Genomic DNA, 22,093 nt, shown 5'->3' on the forward strand with positions numbered 1-22,093 from the left:
CTGACCGCCATCAGTTCGAACCGCCGTCGGCAACGGAAGCGTTGCCTTTGGCTGCGTGCCGGTCAAAGCTGCCGCCCATGACTGGAATGTTTCCCGCCACCTCCATGCCTGACCGCGATTGGTGGGCGGCGCTTTGGCCAGACCCGTCGGGCCTCTTGCTGTCGTTGGGCGTCGAGCCAGGCATGACGGCCCTGGACCTGTGCTGCGGCGATGGCTATTTCACCGCTCCGCTTGCGAAAATCGTCGGTGGCCGCGTCTATGCGCTCGATCTCGACCCGGCCATGATCGAGGCGGCCAAGGCCGAGGTGAAGCGGCTCGGCGTTTCGGTCCTGAATTGGATTGTCGCGGATGCCGGCGAAGTCGCGGAACTCATCCCTGAAAAGATCGACTTCGTGCTGATCGCCAACACCTTCCACGGAGTGCCCGACCAGCCGGCTCTCGTCAAATCCGTCGCCCGTACGCTCAAGCCGCGCGGCCTGTTCGCGCTCGTCAATTGGCATCGGCTGCCGCGAGAGAGCACGACCGTGCTTGGTCAGCCGCGCGGCCCCAGGACGGAAATGCGCATGTCACCCGAAGCGGTGGCGGCGGTTCTGGAGGCTGCTGGTTTCCGGCTTCTGCGAATGGTCGATCTGCCGCCGTATCATTACGGGGCGGTGTTCGAACACAAGGCCGCTACCCCAGGGTGAACGCGCCGATGCTCCGGTAGAGGACATAGCCTGCGACGACAAAGATCAGGGCGGCGAAGATGCGGTTGAGCACGTTCTTGTAGGATGCCAGGCGGGTTGCCGCCAACATGCCGATCAAGCCCCCGCCAATACCGCCAACGATGAATTCGCCGGCCAACTGCCAGTCGACCATTCCCGATAGCGCGTAGTTGAAGGCCGTGGCGAGACCGAAGGCCGCGACGGCAAGCAGGGACGTGCCTATCGCATTGATCGTCGGCATTCCGGTGGCCAGGATCAGCCCGGGCACGATGAGGAAGCCGCCACCTATGCCGAAGAAGCCGGAGGCCGCGCCGGCGACGATGGCGACCGCGGCGGTCATCGCGCACATCTTGGCGTCGACGGGCCGGGCCGTGGTCGAGGCGCCGCGCCTGGGAAGGACCATCAAGCCGCCAACCACCAGCATCAGCAGGCCGAACAGGAAAAGCAGATGCGCCCCGTCGATCGACTTTCCAAGCGTCGATCCCGCCAGGGCCCCCACGGAACCCAGTGCGGCGAAGACAAGCGCGCAGCGCCACCAGACGTGACCCTTCAAAGCATGGCTGCCAAAATTCGCGAACGCGTTGGCCGCTACCGCAAGCGCGCCCGTGCCGATGGCGATGTGGGGTTGGGAGACGCCGACGACATAAAGCAGCAGTGGCGTGGCAAGGATCGATCCGCCGCCGCCGACAAGGCCAAGGGTGAAGCCGACCAGGCCGCCGGAGCCGACGGCGGCAAACAATGTACCGGTCATGATGGTCTCCTGGGAAAGAAGCGGTCATGGACAACCATCCCCGCCAGCATGAAGGCCACGAAGACCAGGGTTGGCATCAGCCCAAGCGACAGCGAAGCCAGGGCCGGGCCGGGGCAAAACCCGCCCAGGCCCCAGCCAAGGCCGAAGATCGCCGAGCCGATGACCAGAGGGGCGTCGATCCGCGCGTTCATCGGCCAATGAAAGCGATCCGCCAGCAGCGGTCGCGACATCCGCCGGATCCAGGCCATGCCCGCCATCGCAACCGCGACGGCACCGCCCAGAACGAAGGCCAGGCTCGGATCCCACGCGCCAAAGACGTCGAGAAAGCCCTGGACGCGGACAGGGTCGAGCATGCCCGACAGTGCCAGGCCGAACCCGAAAAGCGTGCCCGCGGCCAAGGCGGCGACAGGCTGCAGTTTGGTGTGTTTCACAAGACTGCTCCGCGCAGAACCGCGACAGCCGCGATGCCGCTCGCAAGGAACGTCACGACCGCGACGATCGAACGTGGCGACAGCCGGGCCAGCCCCATGACGCCATGACCGCTGGTGCAACCCGAGCCCATCCGGGACCCAAAGCCGACCAGCAATCCCGCAAGCATCACCAATGGCAGCGACGCCGTCACGGTCACGGCCGGCCAGTGACGGAAAGCCGTGAAGTACACCACCGGGCCAAGCAGCAATCCGGCGACGAAGGCGGCGTTTGTCCGGATATCGATGCCCTGGACCGCCCTGCCGACAATCCCGCTGACGCCGGCGATCCTGCCGTTCAGCATCAGCAGGATGGCCGATGAAAGACCGATGAGGGCTCCGCCGACAAGTGATACCAGATAGGAGGTCATGGCCGGCCTTCCGAACAGAAGATCGTGTAAAGTGCTGCAACCAGTCGAGCGGCCTTTTCGGCGGTCAGCCGGTAGAAGATCTGTTTGCCGTCTCGCCGCGTTTCCACAATGTTGGCGTCGCGCAACACGGTCAGTTGCTGGGAAAGGTTCGGCTGATGGATGTCGAGCCTTTCTTCCAGCTGGCTGACCGAATACTCGCCTTCGACAAGGGTGCAGACGAGCATCAGCCGCATTGGATGCGCCAGTGTCTTCAGCAAGGCCGCCACTTCGCCGGCGCGCGATTCCATGGCGGCGGGCGACATGTTCACCGTATCGGGCTGGATCTCGCTCACCAGACTGCTCCCGGCAATGCATCAAGGGGAAATTTCAGATAGCGCGTACCGTTTGCTTCCGGCTCCGGCAGACGCCCGGCCTGAACGTTGACCTGCAGGGCATGCAGGATGAGTTTGGGCATCGGAAGCGTCCGGTCACGCGCCATGCGCAACCCGGCAAACGCCTCTTCATTCATGCCCGCCAGGTGCGCATTGGCACGCTTCTGTTCGCCGACCGTGCTTTCCCACTTCGGCTCGCGTCCGCCCGGCTGGTAATCATGGCCTGTGAACAGGCGGGTTTCATCCGGAAGCTCCAGGATCCTCTGGATCGATCTCCACAGGATGCGAGCGTCCCCACCGGGGAAATCGGCACGAGCCGTGCCGCTGTCAGGCATGAAGACGGTGTCGTGGACAAAGGCCGCATTGCCGATCAGATAGGTGATCGACGCGAGGGTGTGACCGGGCGAGAACATCGCGCGCGCCTCGATGGAACCGACCTTGAAAGTGTCGCCGTCCGAGAACAGCCTATCCCACTGCGAACCGTCGATACGAAGTTCCGGCCAGTTGTAGATGCCCCGCCATAGACTCTGGACATCGACCACCCGCGCTCCGATCGCGGTCGGGGCGCCCGTCTTCTGCTTCAGATACTGGGCGGCCGAAAGGTGGTCGGCATGAGGATGGGTGTCGAGAATCCATTCGATGCTCAACCCGTTCTCGGCGACATAGGCAAGCATAGCGTCGGCGTTGCGCGTCGCGGTCGCTCCGGACTTCTCGTCGAAATCAAGAACCGGATCGACAATAGCGCATTTCCGGGTGTCCGGGTCCGAAACCACATATTGCACGCTTCCTGTGCGGGGATCGTAGAACCCTTTCACGTCCGGTCGCAGCCGCCTGTGCGCTTCGAGCCATCGCGACGCCGCCGACAGGTCCAAGCCGAGTTTCGAACCAAGAGCCTCGATATGCCGGGGCGACATGCGGCCATCGAGTGCCTCGCCCAGCACATAGAGGGTCAGGGCACGGGTGCCGGATTTGCAATGAGCAAAGACCGGGCCGCCGGCATCGGCCATGGCCGCCTGGAAGGCCCGCACGTCCGCCTCCGTGATGGTCGGCATGGTGACGGGTATGAAGGTGTAGGAAATATCGGCGTGAGCAGCCGCTTCCCGCTCGGCGGCGTCTCCGGGCTGGGAGGCCTCCTCGCCGTCAGGTCGAGAGTTGATCATTCCCGCAAACCCGTGGCCCGCAAGCGACCGGACTTCGGGAATCGAGGGTTGGGGACCGACGCTCAGCACGTCATTTACACGGATGATGGTCATGTTCGAGCACCTGGTTCGTTCAATATACAATTGCACATAATGTATAATGATGATCGGTGCAAGAGGTCCGCGTGGAAATGTGCGGCGGGTCGCCGAAGGTGGTCCGCAAACGACCTTCAGGGAGGGGGCGGGCGGCGGCCCGCCTCAGAACTTGCGCGGGTCGATGCCCTTGGTGCCCGGGCCGTACGGGCTTGGATAGATCTCGCCGATGGTCATCAGTTCGATCTCGCCGTCGAGCGTCGAACCGATGATCTTCACCTCGGGATCGTCGCAGCAGAACTCCCAGATCACTTGCCGGCATTCGGCGCAGGGCACGCCCGAATAGGGACCGTGGCAGACGATGGCCTCGATCTGGCGCTCGCCCGCCGCCGCCATCTGCATCACGGCGTTGCGCTCGGCATGGACCGATTGCTGGAGGGTGACGACCTCGACATTGCAGGCGGCGAAAAGCCGGCCCGATGCGGTGCGCACGGCCGAGCCGACCTTGTGGTTGGAGTAGGGCGTGTAGGCCTTGTCGCGCGCTTGCGCCGCGGCGGTGACGAGCGCCTGGTCGGCACTCGAAAGCCTGTCGAAAGTGGTCTTCAGCATTGGTTTCTCCGCATCGGGGCTCCATCCCGCACTGATTCAGGATGGAGCCTTATCTTATTGCTTTTCCCGGTCTTTCGCTGGCTCAGGCCGGCTGCCGTTCCGATCGCGTGACAAGTCCCGCGACGAAGGGAACGACCGAGAGGATGAAGCCGACCAGCGAGGCTGGAATGCCGCCCGGCTCGCCCAGCAGCACCAGGATCGCGGTCGAGCCGGAGCCGATGACGATGGTCGCCAGCATCGACCAGGACGGAATGCGCCAGCCGAAGGTGGCCGACAGCACCGGCAGCAGCAGGCCCGGCACATAGACCGAGAAGCCGAGCATCAGGATGGTGACGATGCCGGGCACGCTGAGCGCCACGACCAGGGCGACGAGGCCGAGCACGAGCAGCAGGATGCGGCTGGTCCACAGCCTTTCCCGGTCGCTGGCGTCGGGGCGCAGCCGCGAGATCACGTCGCGCTGCAGCGTGGTGGCTGTCACCAGCAGGGTCGTGCTCGCCGTCGACATCGCCACCGCCAGGAAGGCGGCGACCAGCACGCCGATGACGCCATGCGGCAGAAGCTGCACCATCAGGTCGGGCATGGCGTTGACCGGGTTGGTGTCGGCCGGCAGCAGCGCCTTGGCGGCGACGCCGAGGAAGGTGAGGATGACGCCGAACACGGCCATGATGAGAAAGCCGTTGATCATGCCCCGGCGCGCCGTGTCGGGCGAGTTGGCGGAAAAGACACGCTGGAAGCCGATCGTGTCGATGAAGCCGGCGGGCAGGAGCAGGAACCAGACGAACAGCGTCGCCGGCGGCACGTTGGCGAACAAATTGTAGAAGCCGGGAATGTCCTTGGTCGCTTCATAGATGTGCGGCACGCCAGGCCCGAAGATGACGAACAACGGCGCCACCACGCCGATGACGATGAGGAAGATGACGGCCTGCAGCACGTCGGTCGCCACCACGGCGAGGAAGCCGCCGAGCATGGTGTAGACGATGACGACGAGGAAGGCGACGATGGCGCCGGTCTTCGGATCCATGCCAGAGAAGAGGGTGAACACCATGGAGATGCCGAACACCTGGGCCGCCGCCCAGGCGAGATAGTTCCAGCTCGTCACCAGAGAGGCGGCGACGCGCACTGAATCGGGATATTCCTGGGCGACGATGTCGGGCGTCGTCACATGCATGCGCTGGCGCACGATCTTGGCCAGGAAGATGCCCATCAACAGCAGGCCGATCGGGAAGGTGAACCACCACCAGGTTCCCGATATGCCGTAGCGCACGACCATTTCGGGCGTGCCGAACAGGCCGGCGAGGCCCGTCCAGGAGGCGAAGGCGGAGATGGTCAGCCATAGCGGCCCCATGCGCCGGCCGGCGACGATGTAGTCTTCCTCGGTCTTGATCGAGCGGGCGAAGAACAGCCCGATGCCGGTGACCGCCACGAGATAGATGGCGACGACAGCTATATCCAGATTTCCCATTTCGTACCCCTTCACATGCAAAGCCGATGGCACGCGTACGCCTTGGGGCGCGCCGCGCTGCTGTCCGTTGCCCCTTCTCGTGGGGGCTTGACGACCCTCTACAAGATTTGTCACATGCAAAAAACTTTTTTGCAAGTGCTTAATCTGGATCGTGATCGGAGACTTCGAATGACCCAAGCCCAGGCCAATCCGGCGACCCCCGAACTGGTCGAGCGCGGTGGCGCCCGCATCGCCTGGATCCGTTCGCGCATGGCGTTGCTGGCCGGGCTGCGCGGGGAATTCCGCCGCACGCGGCCTTTTGCTGGCCGGCGCATCGGCGTGTCGCTGCATGTCGAGCCCAAGACGGCGGTGCTGCTCGAGGTGCTGGCCGAAGGCGGCGCCGAGATCGTCGGCACCGGCAATCACGGTTCGACCCAGGATGATGTCGTCGCCTTCCTGCAGAGCCAGGGCATCGGCATTTTCGGCCGCCGCGCCGACTCACTCGCCGACCATCACGCCAATCTGGCGCGGGTGCTGGACGCTGAGCCCGACATGCTGCTCGACAATGGCGCCGACCTTGCCGCCGGCATCGTCGAGCGGGGCAGGGCGGCGTCCATACTGGGCGGCACCGAGGAGACGACCTCGGGCGGCGACCGGCTGCGCGGCGAACTGGCCGGCAAGGTGCCGTTCCCCTCCATCGTCATCAACGACAGCCCGCTGAAGGCGATCGGCGAGAACAAGCACGCGGTCGGCCAGTCGGTGGTGGAAAGCTTCATGCGCATCACCAACCTGATGATCCCCGGCCGGCGCTTCTGCGTCATCGGCTACGGCTGGTGCGGGCGCGGCATCGCGCAATATTTGCGGGCGCTGGGCGGCCGGGTGGCCATCGTCGAAATCGACGAGATCAAGGCGCTGGAGGCGGCACTCGACGGCTACCGCGTGGCGCCGCTCGCCGACCTCGCGCCGTGGGCGGAAGTGTTCGTCACCGCCACCGGCCGCGCTGGCGTGCTGCCGGCGCAAGCGATCGCCGTCATGCAGGATGGCGCGGTGCTGGCCAATTCCGGGCATTTCCCGTGGGAGATCGACACCGAAGGTCTCAACGCCATGACCGTGTCCGCCACCGACCTGGACGGCACGCTTCGGCGCCTCGACCTTGCCAATGGACGCCATGTCATCCTCGTTGCCGAGGGGCGCATGTTCAACCTTGCCGGCGTCGAGCCGAAGGGCAATTCGATCGAATCCATGGATATCGGCTTCATGCTGCAGGCGCTGTCGCTGGAGCGGGTGGCCAGCAGGGGCGAGGGATTGGTGGGGGGCGCGCAGCCCGTGCCCGACGACATCAACAGGCGCATCGCCCGGCTGATGACGGCTACGATGGGGGCCGCCTTGTAACTATAGTAAGCCCTTGATTCTGGTTCTGAAGGATTGTGGGGCATGGCTGGCAAGACCGCGGAAGCGCCGGATTATTCGGTACCGGCCCTGGAAAAGGCGTTCGACATCATCGAACTGCTGGCCGAGCAGAAGGACGGGCTGAACCAGGGCCAGATTTCCGAAGCGGTCGGCCGCTCCATCCACCAGATCTACCGCGTGCTGCAGGCGCTGGAGCGGCGCGGCTACATCTTCCGCGACCGCCCGGCCGGGCTCTATTTCCTGTCGCCGCGCCTCTTCGAACTGGCCCACCGGCACGAGCCGTTGCGTGGCCTCGTCCAGGCGGCGCTGCCGTCGATGCGGCGGCTTTCCGACGCCATCCAGCAATCCTGCAATCTCGGCGTCCACAATGCCGGAAGGGTGCTGATCCTGGCGCAGGTGGAAAGCCCGGCGGCGTTCGGCTTCCGTGTCCGCGTCGGCGCCGAGTTTCCGCTGTTCGGCACCGCGACAGGCCGAACGCTGATGGCGTTCCAGCCGCAGGACAGAGTCAGCCAATGGCTGCAAGCCGCTGGTATTCCTGATGAAAAGGCCGAAATGCGCGATGCGCTTGCCCGCATCCGCGCCGCCGGCCATGAGGAAGTGGCGGACGGGCTGCAGCCGGGCGTCATCGATCTTGCCTTTCCGGTCATCGGGCCGTTCGGCCAGTCGGTCGCCGCACTCACCGTGCCCTATGTGGCGACCACCTACAGCATGCTCGACCTTGCCACCGTGCGCCGCCACGCGGCGGAGGCGGCGCGGGAGATCGCGCTGGTGCTGGCGCCCGAGCCGGCGCAATGACACTGCCGGGGACGTCACCGGCAAGCGGTTCCCTGTCATGCCCAACTGAGGACGATCCAGCCCAGCACCGCGTATCGCGCCGTTTTGCCGATCGTGACCAGAACAAGGAAGCTCCAGAACGGTTCGCGCAACACGCCAGCGACGACCGTGAGCGGGTCGCCGACAATCGGCAGCCAACTGGCCAGCAACGACCATCTGCCGTAGCGATGGTACCATTTAGAGGCGGATTGAAGGGCGGCCGGCGTGACCGGAAACCAGCGGCGACCCGAGAAGCGCAGGATTTCCCGGCCAAGGAACCAGTTGATCACGGCGCCCAGGACATTTCCCGCGCTGGCGACTGCGAGCAGCAGCAGGGCCGAATAGGCCTTGCTGGCCAGCATGACGGCCAGAACGGCCTCCGACTGGGCAGGAAGGATCGTGGCCGCGACCAGGGCGCTCAGGAACAGGCCGGCATAGGCGCAAAACGCAGTCAGCTGTCTACCTGTGCGGATGGGTGCAGGATGGTGCCTCGCTACCCTCCAGGGCCGGATCTTGCAAGTGTGGTCTGCCGGATGATGCGGCGCGCGAACGAGGTCCCTTTGACGGCCGGCCACGCCTGGCGTGGTCCCGGCCGCGCCGCTGCCGCGACCGCGCGGCCCCTGCGCCCGTGAACGGTTCCACCGGCGCCGCGCCGATCGTCAAGGCGATCGCCATCGATGCCGGCCCGGCTGAGGTCTGGCGGGTGCTGACGACGCCCGGGATGATTCCGCAATGGATGTCGGACGAGGACCTGACCGTCAGCCTGGAGGGACATCAAGGCGGTACGATCGTGATACGCGGCGTGCTGCATGGAATGCCGTTCGAAAGCCACGGCACCGTGCGGGTGTTCGAGCCGGAGAGGCGGTTCGCCTACAGCTACTGGAGCACGCTGTCGGCCTCGCGCCTGGCGGACCTGCCTGAGAACCACACGGTTGTCAGCTTCGCCCTGGCGCCGGCGAATGGCGGAACGCTGCTGACGCTGACGCTCAGCGATTTCGCCGAACCGGCGATCCGCCCGCATGCCAATCTCTATTGGGGGCCGACCTTGCAGATCCTGAAGGCGGTCTGCGAAGGGCACTCATGACGACAGTCAGTCAGCCGGGATGAAGCGCAGGGTGCCTGCTCGACGCGTCGGCCTACCGGTGTCGTTCGTATGATTGACGCCATCCATGACAGGCACCTCCGGGAAATCGAATGGGCTTACCCCGTCCAGGCAAGCCACGTTCACGGCATACAGGTTCTGGTTCGAGCGCCGTTGATGGTGTGTGTATATTCCGCAGCGGGAACAGAAGAAGTGCTGCGCCGATCCGGTATGGAAGCGATATGTCGTCAGGGCATCCTCCCCCTGCAGGATCCTGACCCCGCCCATTTCAGCCATGGCGACGACGGCGCCTCGCATCCGGCAGTAAGAACAGGTGCAGCGCCGGATCGAATCGAAGCCGTCGCTGAGCGTCGCCTCGAAACGCACCGCGCCGCAATGGCACTGGCCAGCCCGAAGGTTCGTGTCGCCCACCATGTTGCCTGTGTCTCCTGTTCGGTCACTTCTACGTCGGGTCCTGGCAAGAGGACAAGAACGTCTCGGCGCCGTTAGCCGGCCAGCTGGTCGTTGCCGGCAGTGTCGTCGCCGCGGGTGATTGCCCAACGGCCTTGCACCAGAGCGCGTCGTGTCGCGCAAAATCTCTTGACTGACTGGTCACTCTTTTATAAACCGCGCTGCAAATCCAGGAGAAAACCGTGGCCAGACCGAAAAGCGAGGACAAGCGCAGCGCCATTCTGGCGGCGGCTACGCGTGTCATCGCGTCCCAGGGGCTGAGTGCGCCAACGGCTGTTGTCGCGAAGGAGGCGGGTGTCTCCAATGGCTCGCTGTTCACCTATTTCGAGACCAAGGCCGACCTGCTCAACCAGCTCTATGTCGAGCTGAAGACGGAGATGGCCGCCGCTTCCCTCGATGGACTTCCGACTGAAAGCGACATCCGCACGCAGATGCGCCATGTGTGGTTCGGCTCGCTGCAATGGGCGACATCTTGGCCGCAAAAGCGCCGGACGCTCGCGCATCTGGCGGTCTCGGACGACATCACGCCGCAAAGCCGTGAGATCGGGCACCGGACCATGGCCGGCGTGGCGAAATTGTTGGAGCAGAGCCGCGCGGAAGGCCCCATGCGCGATGTTCCGATCGCTCTTGTCGCCACGCTGATGACAGGGGTGGCCGACGCCGTCGTCGATTTCATCATCCGGGATCCTGCCAATGCGCAGAAGCATTGCGCGGACTCGTTCGACGCGATGTGGCGCATGATCGCCTAAAAAATTTCACCGATTAATGACTGACTAGACAGACAATTATAAAGGAGACGCAGATGACCGGACGACCGGCTTTCGTCATCACAGGCCCGACCTCGGGCATAGGCCGCTTCACGGCACTCGAACTGGCCAAGCACGGCACCGTGGTGCTGGTTGGCCGCGACCAGCGCAAGCTCGACGATGTGCGCAAGATCATCGCGGGACGAAGTCAGCATGCCGTGTCGGTGGTGTGCGACCTGGCCGATCCCCAGAGTGTGAGCAGGGCCGTGGCCGAGATCGTCGCACTGGATCTTCCCATGGCCGGCCTGCTCAACAATGCCGGCATCATGCCACTGGGCGCGCGGCAGAATGCGCTTGGCTGGGATCTGGCGTTCGCCACAAACCATCTCGGTCCGTTCGCGCTGACCGAAGCGCTCGCGCCGCATCTTCCCGACGGCGCCAATGTCGTATTCATCGTCTCGGGGGCCGAAGACCCCGAACGCAGGCCGGCCCGGATTGCCGGTTTTCGCGGCGGCCGCTTCGTCAGCGTGGAAGCCAGCGCGCGCGGGGAGTGGCTGCGGGGCGGCTCGACGATGCCAGGTGCGGATGCCTACGCCACGTCGAAGCTGTGCATTCTCGCATCGGCCATGGCGTTCGCGCGCGAGACGCCGCGTCTGCGCTTCAATGCCGTCGAACCGGGATTCGCACCGGCGACCGGACTCGGACGCGATGCCAATGTGTTGCTGCGCTACCTGCTGCTGCCTGTCCTGTCGCTGGTCGCCCCTTATATCAAATACTGGAGCACGCCAAAGCGCGCGGCCCGCGTCATAACCAAGGCCTTGCTCAATCCATCAGGGGCGACCGGCGTCTATTACGACGAGGTCGGTGAGCCTATGCTCGCCTCGACGCTTGCCCGTGACCCGCAATTCCAGGATCGCGTGGTTGCCGAGACCCGGGATTTTCTTGCCAAGGTAATAGCTTAGGCGATGAAGTTGGAGCTTCAAGCCGCTTTGGGGTGCCGGGCCAGCGCGCGGATGCGGTCCGCGACCTTGCTGTCGATCGGGTTGTAGACGGTCAGGTTCAAATCCGGCCTGCCGTCGACCGCGAAGGACGAGTATTCCAGCTCGATGTCCCCCAGTTCCGGGTGCTTCAGGCGCTTTGTTCCGTCGCCATGGGCGAGCACGTCGTTCTCCCGCCACAGGACGGCGAATTCGGGGCTGCCGTTGCACAGTTCGTCCACCAGCTGGGTTACCTCGGAGACCGCGCCGGCGCGCGCGGCGTCGGCGCGGAAGGCGCCGACCACGAAACGGGCGAGGTTTTGCCAATCGTGCTGCTTGGCGCGGATGTGGGGCGTAAGGAACATGAAGCGCAGGACGTTGCGCCGGCCGGCGGGGATGGTGCTGTAGTCGGTCAGCACGACCTCAGCGGCGCGGTTCCAGGCAACGACGTCCCAGGTCGCGGTCTTGACCAGAGCCGGGCTGGCATCGAGCGTGTCGATGAGGCGTTGCAGCCGGGGGCTGACGCCTTCGTCGCCCCGGTAGCGAACCTCGGGCGGGCGGCCGAGCCCGAGCATGAAGAGATGTTCGCGCTCCGCCTCGGTCAAAAGCAGCCCCTTGGCGATGCGGTTCAGCACATCGGCCGAAGGCGCGCCGCCGCGGCCCTGTTCCAGCCATGTGTACCAGGTCGGGCTGATATTGGCGCGCTGGGCGACCTCTTCGCGGCGCAGCCCCGGCGTGCGCCTGCGGCCGGAAAAGCCGAACGAGGCGGGGTCGAGCCGGGTGCGCCGGTCTTTCAGGAAGGCTGCGAGTGAACCGGGGGAAGGCATTCTGTCAGGCACCCTGTTAAAGATTATACCATGATAAGGTCACTACTTTAATGGAATAATAGACCGTCGATATTACGCAGGCAACCGCAGGAGATTTTGCATGCGTATCTTTTTGACCGGCGCGACCGGCTTCATCGGCTCGGCGATCGTTCCCGAACTCATCAAGGCCGGCCATCAGGTGGTCGGCGTCACCCGCTCCGAGGCAGGCGCCGAGGCACTCGCTGCGGCAGGCGCCGAGGTGCATCGCGGGACCCTTGAAGAGCCGGAGGGCCTGCGCGACGGCGCGGCGAAGGCGGACGCCGTGATCCACACGGCGTTCGACCATGACTTTTCGCGCTTTGCCGAGAATTGCGAAAAGGACAAGCGCGTTATCGCGGCCCTTGGTGCGGCGCTGGCCGGCTCAGACCGGCCGCTGGTGATCACGTCGGGCGTTGGCATGGGCAGCCCGGGACATGGCCAGCTGGCGGTCGAGGATGTCTTCAATCCCAGCCATCCCAACCCGCGCATCGCCTCGGAACTCGCCGGCAATGCCTTGCTGGAGGCCGGTGTCAATGTGTCGGTGGTGCGCCTGCCGCAGGTGCACAATCCGGTCAAGCAGGGGCTCATCTCGCCGCTCATCGAGATCGCGCGGCAGAAAGGCGTTTCGGCCTATGTCGGCGAAGGCCGCAACCGCTTCTCCGCCGGCCATGTCCTGGACGCGGCGCGGCTCTACAGGTTGGCCGTGGAAAAGCGGCAGCCGGGCGCGCGCTATCACGCGGTCGGCGAGGAAGGCGTCGAAGTGCGCGCGATCGCCGAGGCGCTTGGCCGGGGCCTCAACCTGCCGGTCGTCTCGATCGCGCCGGAAAAGGCGGCGGAGCATTTCGGCTGGATGGCGATGTTCGCCCCCATGGACCTGCCTGCCTCCAGCGCGCTGACCCAGGCACGGCTCGGCTGGCACCCGACCGGCCCGACGCTGATCGCCGATCTGGATGCGATGCGGTACTGAGGGGCATAGCACCGTTCGAGGTTGGCGGAAGCCTCCCCGACTTCGTCATCCACGGGCGAAGCAGGAGCGAAGCTCCGTCGCGGAGACCCGAGGATCCATGCCGTGACGTTGAACGAATGTGCAGCGGAGCAGAATTCTGCACCGTGGCGGGGCTCAGGAGTCCCGGCATGGATCCTATGGTCTGCGCTGCGTCGCTTCGCTCCTTGCTCCGCCATAGGATGACGAATGATGGAGGCCTGCGGTTCGTCAATGCAGCACACCCGGCCCATGAGACTTCCGCGCCAGGCAACAGCCTCCAAACTTCGTCATCCCTAGGCGAAGCAGGAGCGAAGCTCCGTCGCGGAGACCCTGGGATCCATGCCGTGACCGTGCTGACGGGTGCAGCGGAGCAGAATTCTGCACCGTGGTGACACGTTGGAGTCCCGGCATGGATCCTCGGGTCTGCGCCGCGTCGCTTCGCTCCTTGCTCCGCCCGTGGATGACGACACGATGGGGGTTGGACGGAAAACCGGTTCCACCTTTTCAGGATCAGCCAGGGCTGACGGCATAGCGCAGATGGATCACCCCATGCGCCAGCGTTTCGCAAGATGTCAGCGACAGCTGCATCTTCCCGGCGAGGCCGCTTTCGCCGAACTCGACAAAGCCCTGGTTTGCCGCCCGCGCATCGAGCGCGGGGGCGACCAGCAGGCTCAACTCATCGACAAGCCCGGCCGCGAAGAAGGAGCCGTTGATGCCGGCGCCGCCTTCGAGTAGCAGCCGGCGGATGCCGAGTTCGCGCCCGAGCACATCGAGCATTGCGGCAAGATCGAGCTCGGCCGTTTCCGACACGATGTAGGACACGCCGTCGCCGGTAAGTTCCGCCAGATGGCTGTCGGAGACGCCGTGCCCGAGCAGCACCACGACATGGTCGCCGCCGACATCCGGCTCGGCGAAGTGCAGTTTGCCGGAGGCATCGAGTGCAACCGCATAGGGTCCCGCATTGCGTTGCGCGAAATGATGCGGCCGCTCGACCTTGCCGGCATGTGCCGGCGGGTGCGCGCCGGCCTTGCTCATCTCGGCCATGGTGACGCGGCCGACGATCCAGGCGTCGCCTTCGAGGTCGCCGTGGATCTGTTCATACAGGCCTGACCACTCGGCCCGGGTCCCGTCCGGGCTGGCGGTGTAGCGGCTGGGGTGAAGGCCGCCGTCGAGCGAGGCGAGCATATGGCAGATGATGTGCGGCTTCATGCGGGTTCTCCGAGTGGTGTCCAAACAAAAAGCCCGCCACCTCCTGGGCAACGGGCTTCCCGCGAAGCGCGATAGTGTCTGGCTACCACCATCAATTGGTGCGGTGAGGCACCCTGTCAACCGGCCACGGGCCGTGTGACGGCGGCCAAAGGAATCGCAATCAATCAATCTGCGGCGGCGGTGAGAGTGGTACCGGCTCGGCGGCAAGCAAACCAAGTTTACCGCGCCTGACTATCCGCGGCGGCTCATAAGTCTTTTTCATGCTGGGAATCCCCGTTGGCCCTCAAACCGCGCTAAACTGCCGGGCCGATGGCGATTGTCAACCCGCCTGACAGAAGTTGCCCGGTTGGTTTGCCTCTGTTGCCCAAACGCAATAGTGCGGTATCCCGGAGCACCGTCAGCCATGCATTTTCATGGCGGATTGCGCTCTGGCCGGTGTGTTCCAGATGATGCAAGGTCGGCCCGCCCTTGCCTGCCGGGAATCCAAAAATCCGACAATTCCGATAATTCGTCGTCCGGCACTGTTATATCGATGTTGCACAAATGGTTGACCCTGGGTTAGCATCCCTTTGCTGATGCCGATGGGAGGCAGTTTTTTGCAACGGCGATCAGCTGGAGCGGCATGCGCCATCGGGCGCAAGGAGGATGCTCCAACACTTTGAACCGACGCATGATCCCTTCCTGAAACCGTCCCGGTTTCCGGGGCCGTGCGTTCTTGTGGAGGAGGATCAACCATGAACAGACGTGAATTCCTGATGACGTCCGTGGCCGCGGGCGCAATGGTGCTGGCCGCACGTTCGGCGTTCGCCGAGGACAAGCTCACCATCCTGGGCTCGGTGCCCAATCTCGGCTTTCCGTTCTTCGTGCACATGCTGAACGAGATCAAGGCGGAAGCGCAGGCGCAGGGCGTCAACCTGACCGAGAGCGACGGCCAGAATTCGGCCACCAAGCAGACAGCGGACATCGAGGCGGCCCTGGTGCAGAAGGTCAACGCCATCGTGATTTCGCCGCTCGACGTCAACGCGCTGGCGCCGGCCATCGAGGAAGCGGTCAAGGCCGGCGTTCCCGTGGTGACGATCGACCGTCGCGTCGACGGTGTCCAGGGCATACTGGCCCATGTCGGCGCCGACAATGTGAAGGGCGGCGAGGCGGAAGCGCAGGCGGTCGTGGCGGCGTTCCCCAATGGCGCCAAGCTGTTCCACCTGCAGGGCCAGCCGGGTGCCGGTCCGGCCATCGATCGCAACAAGGGCGTCCACAATGTGCTCGATCCCCTGAAGGACAAGTACCAGATCATTTTCGAGCAGACCGCCAACTTCGCCCGCGCCGAAGCGCTGTCGGTGACGGAAGCCGGGCTTGCCGCCAACGGCAAGCCGGACGCCATCATCTGCGCCAATGACGACATGGCGCTCGGCGCGCTCGAGGCGTGCGCGGCGCGCAACTTCACCGACGTCAAGATCTACGGCTTCGACGCGCTGCCGGAAGCGCTGGTCGCGGTCCGCGACGGCAAGCTCGCCGGCACGGTCGAACAGTTCCCCGGCCAGCAGTCGCGCACCGCTGTGCAGATCGCGGTCGCCTACGCCAAGAACAAGACCGAGCCGAAGGAGAAGCTGGTGCTGTTGACGCCGATCGTCATCGGCAAGGACAATCTCGACAAGGCCGAGAGGCTGAACGAGACGAAGTAGAACTTGGCGGGGAAAGGCTCATTGGCAAGGTTGGCGGTACAGCGCCCCCCTCTGTCCTGCCGGACATCTCCCCCACTTGGGGGGAGATCGGCAACTTATTCGACCGCGCCTTTCTTGCGACGTTTGAGATTGGCGAAAGCCGGCGTGACATCCAATCTCCCCCCTCGTGGGGGAGATGTCCGGCAGGACAGAGGGGGGCGCTGTCCCGCTGCCTGCTGTAATCCGGGAGCAACCCTTGCCAGCTGAAGCCGCACCTGTCCTGCTTGCCGTCGAAGGGGTCACCAAGCATTTCGCCGGTGTCACCGCGCTGAGCGACGTCTCCCTCGATGTTCGACCCGGCGAAATCCTCGGCCTGCTTGGCGAGAATGGTGCCGGCAAATCGACGCTGCTGAAAATCCTGTCCGGCGTCATGCCGCCATCCAGCGGGCGCATCACTTTCGACGGCGCCGACTATGCGCCTTCCAGCCCGCAGGATGCCAAGCGGCTCGGCATCGTCACCATCTACCAGGAACTCAGCCTGATCCCGACGCTGACGGTGGCGGAGAACATTTTCATCGGCCGCGCGCCGGTCGGGCCGCTCGGGCTGGTGAGCTGGCGCAAGATGGAGGATGACTCTCGCGCGATCATCGCCCGCGTCGGGCTCTCCATCGATCCGATGACGCCGGTCTCGGCGCTGTCGGTGGCCGAGCAGCAGCTGGTCGAGATTGCCCGCGCGCTGTCGCTGAAAAGCCGGCTGATCATCATGGACGAACCGACCTCGGCGCTGACCGAGACCGAGGTGCAGCGGCTTTTGTCGATCATGGACCGGCTGCGCCAGGACAAGGTCGCCATCATGTTCGTCACCCACCGGCTGGAGGAGGCGTCCGCCATCTGCGACCGCATGACGGTGCTGCGCGACGGCCGGCTGGCCGGGCATCTCGACCGCGACCAGGGACGGCCGATCCAGTTGCCGCGGATCATCGAAAAGATGGTCGGCCGCGCGGCTTCCGAACTTTACGCAAGGCCGGCGCAGCGCGCGGTGGCCGGCGATGTCGTGTTGTCTGTGCGCGGCCTGCGCACCGTGCGCGACCCGGAGGCGCCGCATGCCATCGTGCTCGATGGCGTCGACATCGACCTCAAGGCGGGCGAGATCCTCGGCGTCGCCGGGCTTGTCGGTTCCGGCCGCACGGAGCTGGCGCGCGCCATCTTCGGGGCCGATCGCATCGCGGCGGGCACGATCACGCTTGAGGGCAAATCCATCGCACCGGCCTCGCCGGCCGACGCCATTGCGCTCGGCATCGGCCTGGTGCCGGAGGACCGCAAGCACCAAGCGATCTTTGCAGCCCTCGGCATCTTGCCGAATTTCTCCGTCGCCTCGCTCGGCGCATTCAGCAACGGTTTCGGTTTCATGGCCGAGCGGCGCGAGCGCGATGCGCTTTCGGGTTTCAGGAAAATGCTGTCGATCCGCATGGCCTCCGCCGAACAGGCGATCGAGGGCCTGTCGGGCGGCAACCAGCAGAAGGTGATCCTGGCGCGCTGGCTGGCGCGCGATCCCAAAGTGCTGATCGTCGACGAGCCGACACGCGGCGTCGATGTCGGCGCCAAGGCGGAGGTGCACCAGATCCTGGTGCAATTGGCGGCGCGCGGCATCGCGGTGATGATGATCTCGTCCGAACTGCCCGAGGTTCTGGCGGTGTCGGACCGCATCGTCACCATGCGGCGGGGGCGCATCACCGGCGAAATGCCTGGCGTCGAGGCAAACGAGGAAAAACTGATGGAACTGATGGCGCTCGACAGCCAAGATGCGCTGAGCCAGGACGCGCAGGAACAGCCAGCGGAGGGGCAGGCACGATGAGCATCGCCGAAGAGCAGAGCCAGCGCGGCGGCGTGACGATCGCGCGGCTGTTGATGAGTTTCGGGCCGCTGCTGTTCCTCGCGGCGCTGGTCATCGTGTTCACCGTGCTGAAGCCGAGCTTCATCGATCCGATCAACCTGTTCAACATCACCAGGCAGATCTCGATCACCGGGCTGATCGCGCTCGGCATGACCTTCGTCATCCTCACCGCCGGCATCGACCTGTCGGTCGGCTCGCTGCTGGCCTTCTGCGGCATGGTGGCCGCCGTCGTCGCCAAGGGCGGGGCGGCCAACACGCTGTCGCTGTCGACATCAGGCACGCAGGGCTATGGCTGGTTCGCCGCGCTGCTCGCCGCCGTCATCGTCGGTGCCGCCGCCGGCGGCGTGCAGGGGCTTGCCATCACCCGGCTGAAAGTACCGCCTTTCGTCGTCACGCTGGGCGGGCTGACGGTGTTTCGCGGGCTGACGCTGACCATCTCCAATGGCGGCCCGATCTCCGGCTTCGACGCCTCGATGCGCTGGTTCGGTACGGGCCTGATCGGGCCGGTGCCGGTGCCGGCGATCATCTTCGCCATCGCCGCCATCCTGTGCCACATCGTGCTGCGCTACACACGCTATGGCCGCGCCGTCTATGCCGTTGGCGGCAATGCGGAGGCGGCACGCCTGTCCGGCCTGCGCGTCGACCGCATCCTGGTCTCGGTCTATGTCATCGTCGGCTTCTTCGCCGGCCTTGCCGCCTTCGTGCTGTCGGCCAGGCTGAACTCTTCCGAAGCGGTGGCAGGCATCGGCTATGAGCTGACGGTCATCTCCGCCGTCGTCATCGGCGGCACCTCGCTGTTCGGCGGCATCGGCTCGGTGGGCGGCACAGTGGTGGGCGCGGCGTTGATCGGCGTGCTGCAGAACGGGCTGCAGTTCAACAATGTGTCGTCCTACACGCAGAGCATCGTGATCGGGCTGATCCTGATCCTGGCGGTGGCGTTCGACAGGTGGCTGAAATCGAGGGTGAGGCGGTAGGGACGAGAGGTCTGCGCGAGGCGCCCCCCTCTGTCCTGCCGGACATCTCCCCCACCAGGGGGGAGATCGGATGCCATGACGGCCTTCGCCAATTTTCAGCGCTGAAGAAAAAGCGATGCCGACGAAACTGCCAATCTCCCCCCTTGTGGGGGAGATGTCCGGCAGGACAGAGGGGGGCGCCTCGCACCAGCCGAAATCCATTTCACCCCGGCAGCTTCTCCTCGATGATCCGCGCCGACCCCGGGACCAGCTGCCCGGCGTGATCAAAGCGCAACACCACCACCCAGTTGAAGACATCGCCGGGCCATTTGCCGTTCGGCAGCAGCGCCTTGGGGTCGGCGCCGAAGGCCTTGATGAGTTTTCCCAGCTCGCCGTGATGCCAGGCGATCAGGATCGACTTGCCGTGGGTTTCGGTGGCGAGCGCCGCGACGAGGGCTTTGACGTCCTTGTCGGCGAAGCGCTGGTCGATGGGCAGTTTCAAGGCTTCGGAGAGCGGCGTCAGCGTCAGCCGTTCGCGCGCACTGTTTTTGGAATCGGTACTGGCCACCAGCATATTGGGCCGGAACGGCGTGCCGTCGAGCATGAAGGGCTGGAAATAGCCGACATAGGCCTGCGCGCGGGCTTCGCCTTTGGGCGACAGGCCGGTGCCGCCGTCGGGCTTTTCGCCATGGCGCACGATCAGCACGGTGGCGTCGGCAAGCCCTGATGCGCTGTCGCCGCCGGCATGGGCGGACAGGGCAAGCGCCAGCATCCACAGGGCGGCGAGAACAGTGCGTGTCATGGCGGGTCCCTCGGGCGCATTTCGAGGCTACCAATCAGCGCAGCAATCCGACGGAATCAGGGCCGGTGCGGTGCCAAGCCAGCCGGGTGGTCAAGACGCCCGGGCCTCAAGCCGCTTCGAGCGCCCACAGGCGGTGGCCGTAGCGGCGGAAGAAGCGCGCCAGGAGACGCTGCTGTCTGGCCCTGACGAGGTCGGGCAGGCGCCGCTCCTGGCGCCAGCGCGGCATGGCGCGCCAGAAGGAGATGAAGCGGGTGGTGTCCTCGATGGCCTCGTCGGCCGACAGCGCCGGGCCGATCGCGGCCAGGAACAGCGGCTCGGATTGTTTCAGTTCGTCAATAAGGGCTTTGCGCCGGAAATGGTCCTGGCGAGCCTGCGCGATGCCGCTGCGGCGGATCGCCTCGAAGGCTTCGAGCAAAGCAGGGCTGTCGCCGGTGTAACCGCAGGCGCGGGCGAAATCGGCGGCATCCATCGTTGCTCCCGGGTCTGTGCGGCAGGCGACTCACATTTATCTGGATATATAAGCATAACTCAAAAAACTATAGAAGAGAAACTTTTGGCCAAGTGTGAAAACTGCGACTCGACTCCGGGCTCAAAAGGCAGGAATATACGAACAAATCAGGAACAAATGGGGTGGAGAGGCAATGGCATTGCCGGGCAGGAAACCAGTTATCGCGCATGTCGTCTCGATATCGGTCGAGTGCGCCGATTGCGGCCGCAACAGGTGGTGGAAACCCGATGAACTCCGGCGCTTCGGGGTGACGGGCAGCACGCCGCTGGCGGAGCTTTCGGGACGCATCGTCTGCTCGGCCTGCCGCGCCGACGGGCTGCCGGGCACGGCGGTGTCGATCCAGGCGGCGTTCATCGACGAGCGCCAGCGCGTGCGCAGCGAAGCGCAGATGCTGAGCGAGCGCGAGGTGCTGGTGGAGGCGAGGCGGGCTTGAGGGCGGGGCGAGTATCGGACGGAACCGCGCTGGCTGGATTCGTTCTGCTGCGCGGTGCCCTTTGTCCTTGTCGCGGCATGGATCCTAGGGTCTGCGCGACGCCGCTGCGCGGCTGCTTCGCCCTAGGATTGTTTGAGAAGGATCGGGTAGTCTGGCGGCCGGGACTGCGGCCCATCACAACCGGCAGTCCCGGCGGCAGGCGACCGTCCCTGGGATCGGGCAACACCCGACGTCATCATGGTCCCTGCCGTCTTTGTCCGCCATCGCTTGGAGAGTTGATTGGCCGCTGGCTGGCGCCACGCCCGCAAACAATCCGAAGCCTGACAAGGATACCACCAGCATGGCCTTCTTGCACCAACAACCGAAACTGTGCCTCGGCCTCGATATCGCCAAGGACACCATCACCGCCGCCGATGGCACCACCACCCATGTCATCGACAACCAGCGACGCACGATCCGCGCCTTCCTCAAGAGCCACAAGCAGGCAGACCTTGTGGTCTGTGAACCGACCGGTGGCCATGAAGGCCTGCTGCTCGAAGAGTGCCTGCGTGCCGGCATCGCCTGCCATCGCGCCGACACGCTCAAGGTCAAGAGCTTCATCCGCTCCTACGGCACCCACGGTAAGAGCGATGCCATCGATGCCGCGATGTTGAGGGCCTACGGCCGCGAACGCTGGGAAAAGCTGACCCTTTGGCAGGCTCCGGACCCCGACGAGACCCGCTTGCGCGCCTTGGTGCGCCGCCGCCAGGAGCTCATCGCCATCAAGATCGCCGAGAAGAACCGCGCCAAGGCACCTAGTGCTCGAGACCTCGCCGCCTCCTTCGAGGCCGTGATCAAAGTCGTCGAGCGTCAGATCCAGGCGATCGATGCAGCCATGCGCGAGCTGATCGCCAACAGCAGCGCCCTCAAGCATCGAGCCGCCATCTGCACGGCCATGGACAGTCTCGGCCCAATCGTGGCCGCCAAGCTGCTGGCCATCTTGCCCGAACTCGGCACCATGACACGTCGAAAGGCTGCCGCGCTTGCAGGGCTCGCGCCTCATCCAAACGACAGCGGACAAAAGCAAGGCTACCGCAAAATCCGTGGCGGACGACCGGAGATCAGGAGCATGCTCTACATGCCCGCATTGCACGCCGCTGCCGGAAGGGGCGAGTTCGCAACTTTCTACAAACGCCTCATCGCCAACGGCAAAAAGCCAATGGTGGCCATCGCTGCAGTCATGCGAAAGATCGTCGTTACCCTAAACGCCAGGCTCAGAGACGCCACCATTCCTCAGAGTTGATGACGAGGGGAAGGAGGCTTCGGCTAATCTGCGAAGTCGCGCTTTCCATCTGCTGCAGCTCAGTGGGTTGCGCGTTA

Annotated in this window: 25 protein-coding genes; 12 read left to right on the forward strand and 13 right to left on the reverse strand. The window is 64.9% G+C overall.

Going from position 1 to position 22,093, the window contains the following annotated elements; translation table 11 throughout:
- The first annotated feature begins 77 nt into the window (after positions 1–77).
- Positions 78–686, forward strand: a complete 609-nt coding sequence (locus AC07UC_RS15310) for a class I SAM-dependent methyltransferase (protein WP_494906592.1) — start codon at positions 78–80, stop codon at positions 684–686.
- On the opposite strand, the gene AC07UC_RS15315 is transcribed toward AC07UC_RS15310, so the two are convergent.
- The 7 genes from AC07UC_RS15315 to AC07UC_RS15345 form a co-directional block, all read right to left on the reverse strand.
- Positions 673–1,455 carry a sulfite exporter TauE/SafE family protein gene (locus AC07UC_RS15315; RefSeq protein WP_494906593.1) on the reverse strand — a complete coding sequence of 261 codons (783 nt, stop codon included), beginning with the start codon at positions 1,453–1,455 and terminating at the stop codon, positions 673–675. The genes AC07UC_RS15310 and AC07UC_RS15315 overlap by 14 nt on opposite strands.
- The gene (locus tag AC07UC_RS15320; protein ID WP_494906594.1) at positions 1,452–1,886 is read right to left on the reverse strand and encodes a DUF6691 family protein; all 435 of its coding nucleotides are present in this window, start codon (positions 1,884–1,886) and stop codon (positions 1,452–1,454) included. Before AC07UC_RS15320 ends, AC07UC_RS15315 begins: the two co-directional genes overlap by 4 nt.
- Positions 1,883–2,293 (reverse strand): YeeE/YedE family protein, encoded by a 411-nt coding sequence (locus AC07UC_RS15325; protein ID WP_494906595.1) that lies wholly within the window; start codon positions 2,291–2,293, stop codon positions 1,883–1,885. The genes AC07UC_RS15320 and AC07UC_RS15325 overlap by 4 nt, the downstream gene beginning before the upstream one ends.
- Entirely contained in the window at positions 2,290–2,595 is a 306-nt protein-coding gene (gene bigR, locus AC07UC_RS15330; RefSeq protein ID WP_494908942.1) for a sulfite-sensing transcriptional repressor BigR, read from the reverse strand. The genes AC07UC_RS15325 and bigR overlap by 4 nt, the downstream gene beginning before the upstream one ends.
- A gap of 26 nt (positions 2,596–2,621) precedes the next feature.
- Positions 2,622–3,917, reverse strand: coding sequence for a bifunctional sulfur transferase/dioxygenase Blh (gene blh / locus AC07UC_RS15335; protein WP_494906596.1), 1,296 nt, complete (start codon positions 3,915–3,917; stop codon positions 2,622–2,624).
- Between the two features lie 144 nt (positions 3,918–4,061).
- A complete protein-coding gene (locus AC07UC_RS15340; protein WP_056571043.1) occupies positions 4,062–4,505 on the reverse strand; it encodes a cytidine deaminase in 444 nt (147 codons plus the stop codon).
- A gap of 82 nt (positions 4,506–4,587) precedes the next feature.
- A complete protein-coding gene (locus tag AC07UC_RS15345; protein ID WP_140774110.1) occupies positions 4,588–5,967 on the reverse strand; it encodes a sodium:solute symporter family protein in 1,380 nt (459 codons plus the stop codon).
- A gap of 168 nt (positions 5,968–6,135) precedes the next feature.
- Here AC07UC_RS15345 and AC07UC_RS15350 point away from each other — a divergent pair, with 168 nt between their 5' ends.
- A complete protein-coding gene (locus AC07UC_RS15350; protein WP_494906597.1) occupies positions 6,136–7,338 on the forward strand; it encodes an adenosylhomocysteinase in 1,203 nt (400 codons plus the stop codon).
- A 42-nt stretch (positions 7,339–7,380) separates the two neighbouring features.
- On the forward strand, positions 7,381–8,151 hold the full coding sequence (locus tag AC07UC_RS15355) for an IclR family transcriptional regulator (protein ID WP_202326621.1): 771 nt from the start codon (positions 7,381–7,383) through the stop codon (positions 8,149–8,151).
- Positions 8,152–8,186: 35 nt separating this feature from the next.
- On the opposite strand, the gene AC07UC_RS15360 is transcribed toward AC07UC_RS15355, so the two are convergent.
- The gene (locus AC07UC_RS15360; RefSeq protein WP_494908943.1) at positions 8,187–8,624 is read right to left on the reverse strand and encodes a YqaA family protein; all 438 of its coding nucleotides are present in this window, start codon (positions 8,622–8,624) and stop codon (positions 8,187–8,189) included.
- Positions 8,625–8,797: 173 nt separating this feature from the next.
- On the opposite strand from AC07UC_RS15360, the gene AC07UC_RS15365 reads away from it, so the two are divergent.
- A complete protein-coding gene (locus tag AC07UC_RS15365) occupies positions 8,798–9,253 on the forward strand; it encodes an SRPBCC family protein (RefSeq protein WP_494906598.1) in 456 nt (151 codons plus the stop codon).
- A 6-nt stretch (positions 9,254–9,259) separates the two neighbouring features.
- On the opposite strand, the gene AC07UC_RS15370 is transcribed toward AC07UC_RS15365, so the two are convergent.
- Positions 9,260–9,685, reverse strand: coding sequence for a GFA family protein (locus tag AC07UC_RS15370; RefSeq protein ID WP_494906599.1), 426 nt, complete (start codon positions 9,683–9,685; stop codon positions 9,260–9,262).
- A gap of 218 nt (positions 9,686–9,903) precedes the next feature.
- Between AC07UC_RS15370 and AC07UC_RS15375 the strand changes: the two genes are divergently transcribed.
- Positions 9,904–10,470 (forward strand): TetR/AcrR family transcriptional regulator, encoded by a 567-nt coding sequence (locus AC07UC_RS15375; RefSeq protein WP_494906600.1) that lies wholly within the window; start codon positions 9,904–9,906, stop codon positions 10,468–10,470.
- A gap of 53 nt (positions 10,471–10,523) precedes the next feature.
- A complete protein-coding gene (locus tag AC07UC_RS15380; protein WP_494906601.1) occupies positions 10,524–11,429 on the forward strand; it encodes an SDR family NAD(P)-dependent oxidoreductase in 906 nt (301 codons plus the stop codon).
- Between the two features lie 17 nt (positions 11,430–11,446).
- On the opposite strand, the gene AC07UC_RS15385 is transcribed toward AC07UC_RS15380, so the two are convergent.
- Positions 11,447–12,271, reverse strand: a complete 825-nt coding sequence (locus AC07UC_RS15385; protein WP_494906602.1) for a helix-turn-helix transcriptional regulator — start codon at positions 12,269–12,271, stop codon at positions 11,447–11,449.
- A 100-nt stretch (positions 12,272–12,371) separates the two neighbouring features.
- On the opposite strand from AC07UC_RS15385, the gene AC07UC_RS15390 reads away from it, so the two are divergent.
- A complete protein-coding gene (locus AC07UC_RS15390) occupies positions 12,372–13,256 on the forward strand; it encodes an SDR family oxidoreductase (protein ID WP_140774102.1) in 885 nt (294 codons plus the stop codon).
- A gap of 528 nt (positions 13,257–13,784) precedes the next feature.
- Here AC07UC_RS15390 and AC07UC_RS15395 read toward each other — a convergent pair.
- Positions 13,785–14,483, reverse strand: a complete 699-nt coding sequence (locus AC07UC_RS15395) for a RibD family protein (protein ID WP_494906603.1) — start codon at positions 14,481–14,483, stop codon at positions 13,785–13,787.
- Positions 14,484–15,217: 734 nt separating this feature from the next.
- Between AC07UC_RS15395 and AC07UC_RS15400 the strand changes: the two genes are divergently transcribed.
- The 3 genes from AC07UC_RS15400 to AC07UC_RS15410 all read left to right on the forward strand — a co-directional run bounded on the left by AC07UC_RS15400 (position 15,218) and on the right by AC07UC_RS15410 (position 19,012).
- Positions 15,218–16,165 (forward strand): substrate-binding domain-containing protein, encoded by a 948-nt coding sequence (locus tag AC07UC_RS15400; protein ID WP_140774100.1) that lies wholly within the window; start codon positions 15,218–15,220, stop codon positions 16,163–16,165.
- A 235-nt stretch (positions 16,166–16,400) separates the two neighbouring features.
- Positions 16,401–17,999: a sugar ABC transporter ATP-binding protein gene (locus AC07UC_RS15405; RefSeq protein ID WP_494906604.1), complete on the forward strand. Its 1,599-nt coding sequence runs from the start codon at positions 16,401–16,403 to the stop codon at positions 17,997–17,999.
- Complete coding sequence (locus AC07UC_RS15410; RefSeq protein ID WP_140774098.1) at positions 17,996–19,012, forward strand: ABC transporter permease; 1,017 nt, start codon at positions 17,996–17,998, stop codon at positions 19,010–19,012. The genes AC07UC_RS15405 and AC07UC_RS15410 overlap by 4 nt, the downstream gene beginning before the upstream one ends.
- Positions 19,013–19,214: 202 nt before the next feature.
- Here the strand turns inward: AC07UC_RS15410 and AC07UC_RS15415 are convergent, their stop codons facing one another.
- Entirely contained in the window at positions 19,215–19,793 is a 579-nt protein-coding gene (locus tag AC07UC_RS15415) for a flagellar basal body-associated protein FliL (protein ID WP_494906605.1), read from the reverse strand.
- A gap of 106 nt (positions 19,794–19,899) precedes the next feature.
- A complete protein-coding gene (locus AC07UC_RS15420) occupies positions 19,900–20,262 on the reverse strand; it encodes a hypothetical protein (RefSeq protein WP_494906606.1) in 363 nt (120 codons plus the stop codon).
- A 172-nt stretch (positions 20,263–20,434) separates the two neighbouring features.
- On the opposite strand from AC07UC_RS15420, the gene AC07UC_RS15425 reads away from it, so the two are divergent.
- Both AC07UC_RS15425 and AC07UC_RS15430 read left to right on the forward strand, forming a co-directional pair.
- Complete coding sequence (locus AC07UC_RS15425; protein WP_140774096.1) at positions 20,435–20,734, forward strand: hypothetical protein; 300 nt, start codon at positions 20,435–20,437, stop codon at positions 20,732–20,734.
- 340 nt (positions 20,735–21,074) lie between these two features.
- A complete protein-coding gene (locus tag AC07UC_RS15430) occupies positions 21,075–22,016 on the forward strand; it encodes an IS110 family transposase (protein WP_494906607.1) in 942 nt (313 codons plus the stop codon).
- The last annotated feature ends 77 nt before the right edge of the window (positions 22,017–22,093 follow it).

The organism is Mesorhizobium sp. GW821-FHT04C10 (genome assembly GCF_059420305.1).

Bases quoted from the DNA above. Each gene is read 5' to 3' on its own strand.
- AC07UC_RS15310 (WP_494906592.1), top strand. From the start codon at position 78: ATGACTGGAATGTTTCCCGCCACCTCCATGCCTGACCGCGATTGGTGG.
- AC07UC_RS15315 (WP_494906593.1), bottom strand. From the start codon at position 1,455: ATGACCGGTACATTGTTTGCCGCCGTCGGCTCCGGCGGCCTGGTCGGC.
- AC07UC_RS15325 (WP_494906595.1), bottom strand. From the start codon at position 2,293: ATGACCTCCTATCTGGTATCACTTGTCGGCGGAGCCCTCATCGGTCTT.
- bigR (WP_494908942.1), bottom strand. From the start codon at position 2,595: ATGTCGCCCGCCGCCATGGAATCGCGCGCCGGCGAAGTGGCGGCCTTG.
- blh (WP_494906596.1), bottom strand. From the start codon at position 3,917: ATGACCATCATCCGTGTAAATGACGTGCTGAGCGTCGGTCCCCAACCC.
- AC07UC_RS15340 (WP_056571043.1), bottom strand. From the start codon at position 4,505: ATGCTGAAGACCACTTTCGACAGGCTTTCGAGTGCCGACCAGGCGCTC.
- AC07UC_RS15345 (WP_140774110.1), bottom strand. From the start codon at position 5,967: ATGGGAAATCTGGATATAGCTGTCGTCGCCATCTATCTCGTGGCGGTC.
- AC07UC_RS15350 (WP_494906597.1), top strand. From the start codon at position 6,136: ATGACCCAAGCCCAGGCCAATCCGGCGACCCCCGAACTGGTCGAGCGC.
- AC07UC_RS15355 (WP_202326621.1), top strand. From the start codon at position 7,381: ATGGCTGGCAAGACCGCGGAAGCGCCGGATTATTCGGTACCGGCCCTG.
- AC07UC_RS15370 (WP_494906599.1), bottom strand. From the start codon at position 9,685: ATGGTGGGCGACACGAACCTTCGGGCTGGCCAGTGCCATTGCGGCGCG.
- AC07UC_RS15380 (WP_494906601.1), top strand. From the start codon at position 10,524: ATGACCGGACGACCGGCTTTCGTCATCACAGGCCCGACCTCGGGCATA.
- AC07UC_RS15385 (WP_494906602.1), bottom strand. From the start codon at position 12,271: ATGCCTTCCCCCGGTTCACTCGCAGCCTTCCTGAAAGACCGGCGCACC.
- AC07UC_RS15390 (WP_140774102.1), top strand. From the start codon at position 12,372: ATGCGTATCTTTTTGACCGGCGCGACCGGCTTCATCGGCTCGGCGATC.
- AC07UC_RS15395 (WP_494906603.1), bottom strand. From the start codon at position 14,483: ATGAAGCCGCACATCATCTGCCATATGCTCGCCTCGCTCGACGGCGGC.
- AC07UC_RS15400 (WP_140774100.1), top strand. From the start codon at position 15,218: ATGAACAGACGTGAATTCCTGATGACGTCCGTGGCCGCGGGCGCAATG.
- AC07UC_RS15410 (WP_140774098.1), top strand. From the start codon at position 17,996: ATGAGCATCGCCGAAGAGCAGAGCCAGCGCGGCGGCGTGACGATCGCG.
- AC07UC_RS15415 (WP_494906605.1), bottom strand. From the start codon at position 19,793: ATGACACGCACTGTTCTCGCCGCCCTGTGGATGCTGGCGCTTGCCCTG.
- AC07UC_RS15420 (WP_494906606.1), bottom strand. From the start codon at position 20,262: ATGGATGCCGCCGATTTCGCCCGCGCCTGCGGTTACACCGGCGACAGC.
- AC07UC_RS15425 (WP_140774096.1), top strand. From the start codon at position 20,435: ATGGCATTGCCGGGCAGGAAACCAGTTATCGCGCATGTCGTCTCGATA.
- AC07UC_RS15430 (WP_494906607.1), top strand. From the start codon at position 21,075: ATGGCCTTCTTGCACCAACAACCGAAACTGTGCCTCGGCCTCGATATC.